9 protein-coding genes and 1 pseudogene are annotated in these 9,826 nt (G+C 64.5%); 2 read left to right on the top strand and 8 right to left on the bottom strand.

Annotation, left to right across the window (positions count from 1 at the left end; genetic code table 11):
- On the bottom strand, positions 1 to 458 hold a 458-nt coding region (locus tag EN964_RS13740; RefSeq protein ID WP_127276443.1), incomplete at its 3' end, for a (2Fe-2S)-binding protein.
- A complete protein-coding gene (locus tag EN964_RS13735; protein ID WP_127267040.1) occupies positions 455 to 1,309 on the bottom strand; it encodes a xanthine dehydrogenase family protein subunit M in 855 nt (284 codons plus the stop codon). The genes EN964_RS13740 and EN964_RS13735, both read right to left, overlap by 4 nt.
- Before the next feature lie 244 nt (positions 1,310 to 1,553).
- On the opposite strand from EN964_RS13735, the gene pncA reads away from it, so the two are divergent.
- A complete protein-coding gene (gene pncA / locus EN964_RS13730; protein ID WP_127267041.1) occupies positions 1,554 to 2,168 on the top strand; it encodes a bifunctional nicotinamidase/pyrazinamidase in 615 nt (204 codons plus the stop codon).
- A gap of 157 nt (positions 2,169 to 2,325) precedes the next feature.
- Positions 2,326 to 3,771, top strand: a complete 1,446-nt coding sequence (locus tag EN964_RS13725; RefSeq protein WP_127267042.1) for a sodium:proton antiporter — start codon at positions 2,326 to 2,328, stop codon at positions 3,769 to 3,771.
- Here EN964_RS13725 and EN964_RS13720 read toward each other — a convergent pair whose 3' ends face one another.
- The 6 genes and pseudogenes from EN964_RS13720 to EN964_RS13695 form a co-directional block, all read right to left on the bottom strand.
- The gene (locus EN964_RS13720; protein ID WP_127267043.1) at positions 3,772 to 4,491 is read right to left on the bottom strand and encodes an ABC transporter ATP-binding protein; all 720 of its coding nucleotides are present in this window, start codon (positions 4,489 to 4,491) and stop codon (positions 3,772 to 3,774) included.
- Positions 4,488 to 5,216 (bottom strand): ABC transporter ATP-binding protein, encoded by a 729-nt coding sequence (locus EN964_RS13715; protein ID WP_127267044.1) that lies wholly within the window; start codon positions 5,214 to 5,216, stop codon positions 4,488 to 4,490. The genes EN964_RS13720 and EN964_RS13715 overlap by 4 nt, the downstream gene beginning before the upstream one ends.
- Positions 5,213 to 6,177 (bottom strand): annotated as a pseudogene (locus tag EN964_RS13710) (branched-chain amino acid ABC transporter permease). Before EN964_RS13710 ends, EN964_RS13715 begins: the two are co-directional and overlap by 4 nt.
- Positions 6,174 to 7,055 (bottom strand): branched-chain amino acid ABC transporter permease, encoded by an 882-nt coding sequence (locus EN964_RS13705; RefSeq protein WP_127267045.1) that lies wholly within the window; start codon positions 7,053 to 7,055, stop codon positions 6,174 to 6,176. Before EN964_RS13705 ends, EN964_RS13710 begins: the two are co-directional and overlap by 4 nt.
- 38 nt (positions 7,056 to 7,093) lie before the next feature.
- The gene (locus EN964_RS13700) at positions 7,094 to 8,398 is read right to left on the bottom strand and encodes an ABC transporter substrate-binding protein (protein ID WP_127267046.1); all 1,305 of its coding nucleotides are present in this window, start codon (positions 8,396 to 8,398) and stop codon (positions 7,094 to 7,096) included.
- A 128-nt stretch (positions 8,399 to 8,526) separates the two neighbouring features.
- A partial coding sequence (locus EN964_RS13695; RefSeq protein ID WP_127276441.1) for a hypothetical protein occupies positions 8,527 to 9,826 on the bottom strand: 1,300 nt, incomplete at its 5' end.

Below are 9,826 nucleotides of genomic sequence, written 5' to 3'. Positions count from 1 at the left end.
AGCGCATCCTGCACCTCGGCCTCGGTCGGGCTTGGCTGTTTGTCCAGCAACGCCGTTGCCGCGACCAGCAGCGCCGGCGTGCAGATGCCGCACTGCGCCGCGCCATGGGCAAGGAACGAGGCCTGCAGCGCCGACAGCCGGCCATTGGCGAGGCCTTCGACGGATGTTACCGCCGTCCCGGCGGCGGAAGCCGCCGACATCAGGCAGGCGCAGACCGGATCGCCGTCGACCAGCACCGTACAGGCGCCGCAGTCGCCGGCGTCGCAGCCGATCTTGGTGCCGGTCAACAGCAATTCATCGCGCAACACCAGGGACAGGCGGCGCAGGGGCGGCACATTGACCGAGACGGCGGTGCCATTGACCTCGAAGGCGATATCGGCGCGCGCAGCGCCGAAGCCTGGCTGGGCACTGCCCGGATCGGGCAGGGCTTCACGCGCGTCAGGCCAATTTTGGCTCATGCCGCCACCTCTTCGCCAGTCGTACGCCCCATAGCCGCGAGCACCGTGCGGGCAACAATCTCGCGCACCGCATCGAGCCGGTATTCGGCGCTGCCGCGCACATCGGCGATCGGCGACAGTTCTGCCATCGGCGCGGCCAGGACCGCGTCGGCGAGTCCGCCGTCCACCGGCAGACCGTGCAGCGCGGCTTCGACGCCGGCCAGCCGCTTGGCCACCACCGAACAGGAGCCGGCGGCGACCGCCGCTTGCCGGACAAGGCCATCCTGGACGACCAGACGCGCCGCCACCATGGCGATGGAAATGACGAGATAACGGCGCGCGCCGAGCTTGACGAAAGCCGACGTGCCGCTGGGCTTCGGCACGCGGATGGCCGTGACCATCTCACCGGGCAGCAGAGCGGTTCGGCGGTTGCCGAGAATGAAGTCCTGCAACGGCAGATGCCGCGTCGCGGCCACCGAGCGCAGCTCGACCTCGGCATCGAGGATGAGCAGGGCCGGCACGCCGTCTGCGGCAGGCGATGCGTTGCAGAGATTGCCGGCGACCGAGGCGACGTTCTGGATCTGCACCGAGCCAACCTCACGCGCCGCCTGTTTCAGCGCATCGAAGGCCGGCGGCAAGGGATGGCGGACGATGTCGGTCCAGGTCGTGCGCGCGCCGATGACGAAATGGTCGTGCGTCTCGGCAATGCCGCGCAGCGCCGCCAGGCCGTTAATGTCGAGAACATTGTCGCGGAACGGTTTGCTGCCCTGTGCCGGATAGAAATCGGTGCCGCCGGCAAGGATGCGCCAGGCGCCCTCGCCAAGCAAAGCGAGCGCTTCGTCGACCGAGGTGGGTTTCGCGTAACGGATCACGCTTTGCCTTCCAGAAGGAACTTTCCGAATCCGGTATTTCCGGCGTTCGAGCCGAGAAACTCATTCGTATGCAAATGATATCAAGCCCGCTGGATTTGTCAAAGCCCGAGTTTGCGGCGGCCCGGCCGGCACGCATTTGTTATGTCGCGAGAGGTTGACGCCGCCGGCCATCTGGTCAAGTTTCTGCGTCCGGTCGCGTCAGCGGCATTTTCCACTGGAGCCTGCATACGGAAGAGGAAAGCCCATGGCCGACGAGGCGCTTGTTGTCATCGACCTGCAGAACGACTTTTGTCCCGGCGGCGCGCTGGCGGTTGCCGGCGGCGATGAGATCGTGCCACTGGTCAACGACCTGATCCGGCGAACCGACCATGTCGTGCTGACGCAGGACTGGCATCCCGCCGGTCATTCCAGCTTTGCCTCCAGCCATCCGGGCGCGCAGCCTTTCACGATGATCGAAATGCCCTATGGTCAGCAGACGCTGTGGCCGGACCACTGCATCCAGGGCAGCCTGGGCTCGGATTTCCATTCCGGCCTGGCCTGGACCAAGGCCGAGCTCGTCATTCGCAAGGGATTTCGGTCTGATATCGACAGCTATTCGGCCTTCTTCGAGAACGACCGCACGACGCAGACCGGCCTTGCCGGCTACCTCCGGGAGCGCGGCATCGACACGCTGACCCTGGTCGGGCTGGCGACCGATTTCTGCGTCGGCTTTTCGGCGCTGGACGCCGTCAGCCAGGGCTTCAAAACCACAGTGCGGCTCGATGCCTGCCGCGGCATCGATCTCAACGGTTCGCTCGATGCCATGCTGCAGCGCCTGCGCGACGCCGGCGTGACGCTCGAAGACCCTTTGTCGGATTGAACGGCCGTTGGGCAAGCACCCCCTCACCCGGATTGCCAGCCGAATTGCGAAGGGCAATTCGGGGCAATCCGACCTCTCCCCGAGGGGAGAGGAGAAGGCGAGCGTCGGCGCCGAGTCTCTTCTCCCCTCGGGGAGAAGGTGGCCGCGTAGCGGCCGGATGAGGGGGCCTTTTTCATATCCGATCTCCCTGTTGGCTGCATGCGCTGCGATAATTGCCGCCGTGCTGTTCCCGGCACAGGCTTTCGCGGCGGAGGAACACGGCCTGCCCGGCGCTTCGATGCCGCTGTGGTGGGCGCTGCCCTTTGCCGGGCTGCTGTTGTCGATCGCCACCGGTCCGCTGCTGTTTCCTCATGTTTGGGAACATCACTACGGCAAGATATCGGCCCTTTGGGCCGCACTGGTGATCGTGCCGCTGGCGGCTGCCTTCGGTGTTCCCACAGCGACCGAAGCGGTGCTGCATGCGTTGCTCACGGAATACATGTCGTTCATCATCCTGCTGTTTGCGCTGTTCACCATTTCGGGCGGCATTCTCCTTGCCGGCAACATTCACGGCACGCCGCTGGTGAATGCAGGCCTGCTGCTGGTCGGCGCGCTGCTGGCCTCGGTGATAGGCACGACCGGTGCCTCGATGATCCTGATCCGGCCGATCATCCGCGCCAACGATAACAGGCCGTTCAACGCCCATGTCGTCATCTTCTTCATCTTCCTGGTGTCCAACATCGGCGGCTCGCTGACGCCGCTTGGCGATCCGCCGCTGTTCGTCGGCTTCCTCAGAGGTGTCGACTTCTTCTGGACGACCGCCAATCTCTGGCGCGAGACCCTGTTCGTCGGCGGTGCCGTGCTGGCCGTCTTCCTGGGCATCGACATCATCCTGCATCGGCGCGAGGCTGGCGCGCCGAAGATCAAGGATCCGACGCCGGATACCAAGGTGCGTCTGCGCGGCCTGGCCAACCTTCCGCTGCTGGCGGGCGTGATCGGCGCCATCCTGGTGTCGGCGGCCTGGAAGCCCGGCGTCAGCTTCTCGGTGTTCGGCGTCAGTCTCGAACTGCAGAATCTGGTGCGCGACGCCATCATCCTGGCGCTCGCCCTGCTGTCGCTTCCGCTCTCCTACAAGAGCCACCGGGAGGCGAACGGCTTCAATTGGGGCCCGATAGCAGAGGTGGCAAAATTGTTTGCCGGCATCTTCATCTGCATCGTGCCGGTCATCGCCATCCTAAGGGCAAGCCATGACGGCGCGCTGGCACCGCTGGTGTCGCTTGTCAGTTCACCCTCGGGTACGCCCAACGATCTCGCCTATTTCTGGCTGACAGGGGCATTGTCGTCCTTCCTCGACAATGCGCCGACCTATCTGGTGTTCTTCGAGCTTGCCGGCGGCGACCCCCGGCACCTGATGACGGAGTTCGCTTCGACGCTTGCCGCGATCTCGGCCGGCGCGGTGTTCATGGGCGCCAACACCTATATCGGCAATGCGCCGAACTTCATGGTCTACGCCATCGCCCGCCATCGCGGCGTGAAGATGCCGGGCTTCTTCGGCTACATGCTGTGGTCTGGGCTGGTGCTGATCCCGACATTTTTGGTCGCGGGCTTTCTGTTCTTCGGCTGATCACCCGACGCCGACATAGCGGCGGACCGCCGACGGGTCGGCGCGCAACTCCTCGACGTCGACCGTCTCGCGGTTGCGGCCGTTTTCGATGAAGGCAACGTGGTCGGCGACCGAAAGCACCGCATCGACACGCTGCTCGACCAGGATGGTCGAGACGCCCATGTCGCGCAGCTTCGACACCGTCTCGCGGATCTTGGCGATCATCGACGGCATCAGCCCTTCGGTTGGCTCGTCGAGCAGCAGCACTTGCGGTTCGAGACAGAGCGCGCGCGCCATGGCCAGCATCTGCTGTTCGCCGCCGGACAATGTGCCGGAACGCTGCCGCAGCCGCTGGCGCAGCAGCGGGAACAGGTCGAGGACATTTTCCCGCACGGCCTTGCCCTTGCCGCGCGCCATCAGGCCGATCTCGATGTTTTCCGCCACCGTCATTTCGGCGAACAGCCGTCTTCCCTGCGGCACATAGGCGACGCCGGCCTTGGGCACTTCATGCGCCGGCAGACCAGTCAACTCTTGGCCATCGAGCCTGATCGAGCCGGCGCTTGAGGGAACCAGTCCCATGATGGCTTTCAGCGTCGTCGTCTTGCCGGCGCCATTGCGGCCGAACAGGCACAGCACCTCGCCCTTGTTCAGCACCAGGTCGAGGCCATAGAGCACCTGGACCTCGCCATAGTAGCAGTCCAGTCCAGAGATGGTCAGCGCCTCGGACTTTGCCTCGGTCATGGGGCGGTCCCCAGATAGGCTTCCTGCACCGCCGCGTTCTCGCGGATCGCTTCGGGGGTGCCTTCGGCCAGGATCTTGCCGGCATTGAAGACGGTGATGCGGTCGGCGAGTTGCATGACGACAGGCATGTTGTGCTCGATCAGAAGCACGGTGGCGTTCTTGGCGATCTCGCGCACCAGGGTGATGAAATTGTCGATCTCGCTGTCGGCCAGCCCTTGCGTCGGCTCGTCGAGGATCAGCAGGCGCGGCTTCAGTGCGAGGCCCATCGCCACTTCCAACAGGCGCTGATGGCCGTAGGACAATTGGCCCGCCGGCATGTGGGCACGATCGGCCAGGCCGGTGCGTTCCAGTGCGGTCATGACAGCGGCCTGTATCGCGCTCTTGGAATGACTGCCATGCCGCTGCGTCAGTTGCGCGGGCAGCGCGACGTTGGCGTAAACGGACAGGTTGGCATAGACGCTGGTGAGCTGGAAGGTGTAGGCGATGCCCCTGCGCACCCTGACATAGGCAGGCAGATTGGTGATGTCGGCGCCGTCGAAGACGATCATGCCGGCAGACAGCTGGATGCGGCCGCTGACCAGGCTGACGAAGGTGGTCTTCCCCGCCCCGTTGGGGCCGATCACGGCACGGATCTCGCCCGGCATCAGCGCGAAATCGACATTGTCGACGGCGCGCAGACCACCGAAATTGCGCGACAGGCCCTTGGTGGTCAAAAGCGGCATCATGGCAGCCACCCGAGCCAGCGCTGGCGGATGCTGCCCAGAATGCCTTTCGGGAAAAACAGCACCAGCAGGATCAGCGCGATGCCGACGATCAGCAGATAGGCGGAGGTGTAGCCGCTGGTGATATCAATGACATAGTACATGAACAGCGTGCCGATCAGCGGTCCGAGCGTCGTCGCGGCACCCCCCAGCAGCACCCACAGCAGCGGCAGGATCGAATACTGCACCGACGCGAAGCTCGATCCGACACATAGCCGAACAGCAGCGCATAGGCGGCCCCCGAGGCCGCGCAGATGATGCCGGAGATGACGACGGCGGCGAGCTTGTTCGAAAACGTATCGTAGCCGAGCATCTTCGTGCGCTCCTCATTCTCGCGGATGGCGACCAGCACGCGGCCATAGCGGGAGCGGACGATGGCCAATGTGACGAGCAGCACGATGGAAAACAGCGCCAGCGCTGTCATGTAGCGCACCGTCGGATTGGTGAGTTCGAGCGATGTAGCGCCAAAGCTGAGCACCCGCGCCGGCTGCGGCACGACCATGCCTTGGTCGCCGCCGGTCCAAGTCGCGAAGTAGAGGATGAGGAGGTAGAACACTTGAGCGAACATCATGGTGACGATCATGAAGGCGACGCCCGTGGTGCGCAACGCCAGCAGGCCGATCACGAGTGAAACAACAACACCACAGCCGAGGCCCGAGGCGAATGCCGCTGGTACGCTCCAGCCGAGCTGGATGACGGCAAGGCCGGCGCCATAGAGCCCGGCGGCGAAGAACATCGCATGGCCGAGGCTGAGCAGGCCGACATAGCCGAACAGCATGTTGTAGCCCATGGCAAAGACCGCCAGCACCATGATGCGGGCAAGCAGGCCGTGATAGTAGTCCGGCAGCAGGAAGCTCAGCACGAAGAGCAGGGCGATGACGCCGAGATGCAGGGCATAGGCTTTTGCCGGCGAAGCTTCGCTCATCGCGATGCCGTCCCGAACAGGCCTTGCGGGCGGAACACCAGCACCATGGCGACGAGCAGCGTGGCAATGATCTTGGCCAGCGTCGGCGAGAAGAACATCGAGATGATGCCGTCGGAGAGGCCGATCAGCACGGCGGCGACGACCGTGCCGCGCAGCGAGCCGAGGCCGCCGATGATGACGACGATGAAGGAGAGCAGCAGCGGATCCTGTCCCATCAGATAATGCGCCTGGCTGATCGGCACGATCAGCACCGCGGCAATGGCCGCCAGCATGGCACCGAGCGCGAAGACGCCGCCATAGACACGGCCGACAGGGATGCCGAAGGCCTGTGCGGTTTCGCTGTCATACTGCGTGGCGCGCATGACGAGGCCGATCCTGGTGCGCGTCAGCACCAGCCATGTCGCGGTGAGCAGCAGCGCGGAAGCGGCGATAACAGACAGTTTGTAGCCGGAATAGCCGAACCACGGCAAAAGGATGCGGTAGCTGAACGGCGGCTCGACCGGCCGAGCCTCCGGGCCATAGAAAGTCAGCGCCAGCTGCTGGATGATGTAGAGCATGCCGATGGTGGCGACGATGGTGGCTTCCGGATTGTAATTGAGCCGGCGCAGCACCAGCCGTTCGGCGACCAGCGCAATGGCGCCGACGATCAGCGGGGCAATCACCAGCGCCGCCAGGAAGCCGAGCGCAGGGTGACCGCCGATGGCCGTGGTGATCGCCCAGGCGAGCACCGCGCCCAGCATGAAGAACTCGCCATGCGCGACATTGACCACCCGCATGACGCCGAACACCAGCGACAGGCCGAGCGCCGTCAGGGCTAGCACTGACGAGGTGACGAGGCCTTCGAGAGCGGCGAGGAGGAGGTGGGGACCAAAGTGCATCGGTTACACGCTGGCAGGCGCTTGCTGGAATGCCAAACTCACAGCGCCTGCGTCGTATAATCTCCCTCGGCCTCGTAAAGCCCGTCCTCGATCTTGGTCTTGTGCACGACCTTGAGCTTGCCGCCCTCGACCTTGGAGATGTTCTGGATACCAAAGCACTGGTGGATCTTGCCGTTGAAGGTTTTTGGCCCCTGCGGATGCTGCGGGCCTTCGGCGAACTCGGTCAGTGCCTCGGTCGCCTCGACCAGCTTGGCGCGGTCTTCCGGACCCTTGTAGCCGGCGTCTTCCATTGCCTTCTTGACGACATAGAGCGTCTCCCAGCAGCCGAACATGTGGGCTGCGGTGGAGACATCCTTGGGATCGCCGACGGCAGCGCCATTGTCATCGATGCCGACAGCGGTGCGGTAGGCCTTCTGCGCTTCGGAATCGTTGGCCTGCGCATAACGCGGCGAGCCTTCCCAGAAATGGCTGCCGTCGAGGAATTCGAGGCCGGGGCTGTTGATGTCGGTGGCCTCGAGCGAATCGATGAAGCCGAACAGTTGCGGTCGGTTGGAGCCGTAGAATTCGCCGAGCTCCTTGACGAAAGTGAGCACGGCCGGGCCGACCATGACGTGGTAGATCACCTCGGTCTCGGCCGGGATCTGCGGGAAGTATTTGGTGAAGGACGATTCCGTCGGCGGGATGGCGATCTGCGCGATGACCTCGCCGCCTTGCGCCTTCAGTGCCGGCGGCAGGTAGTCGCGATGGTCGTAGCCGAAAGCGAAATCGGGGAAGATCTGCGTCACCTTCTTGCCGGCATTGGCCGCGATCCACGGCGCCATCGACTGGATCTGGCTCTTCACGTCGGTGATGCCGGGCTGGAAGACATAGCGGTTCAGCTTTGTCGAGGCGACGTGATGGCCTTCGCTGACGACGAAATAGGGCATCTTGTTTTCGCCGGCGGCGGGCGCAGAGCCAATGACGACATGCGAGAACAGCGTGCCGAAGACGATGTCGGTCTTGTGCTGGGTGGCGAACTTGCCGACCACCTCGGCGCCACGGCCGGGATCGGTGCCGTCATCCTCGATGATCACCTCGACCTGACGGCCGTTGATGCCGCCGGCGGCGTTGATCGCCTTGACCGCGGCAGCCGTGGTCTTCTCGTACCAGCGGCCATAGGCGGCGCCGATGCCGGTGCGGTGCGACTGGAAGCCGATCTTGATCGGCGCCGAACTCTGCGCCTGGGAATAGCGGACGTAGCCGGGGGCCAGGCCCAGGCCGGCGCCGGCGGCCAGACCCTTCAGCGCCGTGCGGCGGGTGAGCGTGGATCTGGAGAGATCGAAAAACCCATTCTTGTCAGTCACGGCAGTTCCCCTGTTTTTGAGTTTTGACTGGCTGTAACGAGGCAAAAAATCGCATGTGTACAAACTAAATCACCAAAGCCCCGACGTGGCAAGCGGGCTTTCCCCGAAGGCATGCTGGTCGCCTTTTCTCATCCGACAGTCGGCGTGGCAAGCAACCAGAGGCCGAAGACGGTGTAGGCGATCATCAGCAAGGTGAGCGGGAACTGGCTGAGTGCCGCGCGGGAGGGCTGTGGGTGCAGGCGCCAGGCGAAGCCGTGAGCGACGAGGACGGCGAGCACATGGCCCAGGATGATGGCGCCGGCCTGGATATTCCACAGCCACCACGCAGAGTCCGCCCCCGCAACGATGCCGGCCTCGATCTGCATGTCGGCGGTGCCGAACAGGTTCCAGCCCAGCGCGAACGGATCGGACAGTGCCGCAAGCGCATACTGGCCGTCGACGAGCAGCGCCGTCAGATAATGCGCAACGTGATAGGCAAGCGCAATTGGCACGATCGACCACACCAGCAGGCCTGCGGCCTGGCCGAGCGTGTGATCGCTGCCGGCAAGACGCTGGCCGAGCCGGACGGCAAGCAGGAACACCGCCGCCAGCAGCGCGAATGTCAGGATCAGCCCGCAAGTGCCGCTGCCGATCAGCGCGGTGCGGCCGGGAAATTCGAGCGGGTTGATGCCGAACAGGCCGAGCCAGAAGAAGGTCTTCGACAGGCCGTCGAAGGACACCGACGACAGGGCCAGCAGCAGGAAGGCGATGCCGCTGGCCGGCAGGGGCTGCGCCGTCAGCAGCTTGGCGCCGGGCCAGCACAGGCCAAGCCGGCCGTCTTGGTTGCGTTCGGCCACGGCGAAGCGCGCCACCATCGAGAAGAAAACCGTCAGGAATTCACCGCTGCGGCTCCAGCCGCGATAGCCGAACGCCAGCATGGCGAGGAAAGAGAACAGCCAGTAGAGGCCGGCGGCCAAGGCCAGCCGCCCCGGATCGTCGGGCGCCGGATCGATGAGTTCGAACCAGGCGAAGGCGAAGAACAGGATGACAGCCGGCCAGCAGCCGACCCATCCGGGCAGGCGCCATGCTCCGTGATCCCTGGTCCCGAACAGGCGCGAGGCGAGACGCCATGCTCCATACCAGGGGTTGAGCCATGACCAGAGGTCGCCGAAGACACCCTGCAGCAGCGTGACGCCGGCCCACAACAGTGTCCAGATCACCAGTGGCAGAGGATTGGAAAGTGGGTCGCGGCTGCCGAAAAAGCCGGCGGCGATAAGAATTGCAAAGCCGGCGAAGGATAGCAGGCTGATGGCGGCGCGGGTGGCGTCGCTGAGGGCAAACAACGGCAGGCGCCGGCGCCAGAAACGATCGAGAAAATCCGCTGGCAGCAGCGCCAGGACGAGGAAACTGACGGCAACGGCGAAGGCGCCGCCGATCAGATAGTAGCCG

It is taken from the genome of Mesorhizobium sp. M7A.F.Ca.CA.001.10.2.1 (genome assembly GCF_003998575.1).
In the GTDB taxonomy this organism is placed as follows: Bacteria; Pseudomonadota; Alphaproteobacteria; order Rhizobiales; family Rhizobiaceae; genus Mesorhizobium.
The sequence above is the reverse complement of the archived record's forward strand: the minus strand, read 5'-3'. Positions and strand labels throughout refer to the sequence as shown.

Coding starts and splice junctions, on each gene's coding strand:
- EN964_RS13705 (WP_127267045.1), bottom strand. CDS start 7,055: ATGCACTTTGGTCCCCACCTCCTCCTCGCCGCTCTCGAAGGCCTCGTC.
- EN964_RS13725 (WP_127267042.1), top strand. CDS start 2,326: ATGAGGGGGCCTTTTTCATATCCGATCTCCCTGTTGGCTGCATGCGCT.
- pncA (WP_127267041.1), top strand. CDS start 1,554: ATGGCCGACGAGGCGCTTGTTGTCATCGACCTGCAGAACGACTTTTGT.
- EN964_RS13715 (WP_127267044.1), bottom strand. CDS start 5,216: ATGATGCCGCTTTTGACCACCAAGGGCCTGTCGCGCAATTTCGGTGGT.
- EN964_RS13720 (WP_127267043.1), bottom strand. CDS start 4,491: ATGACCGAGGCAAAGTCCGAGGCGCTGACCATCTCTGGACTGGACTGC.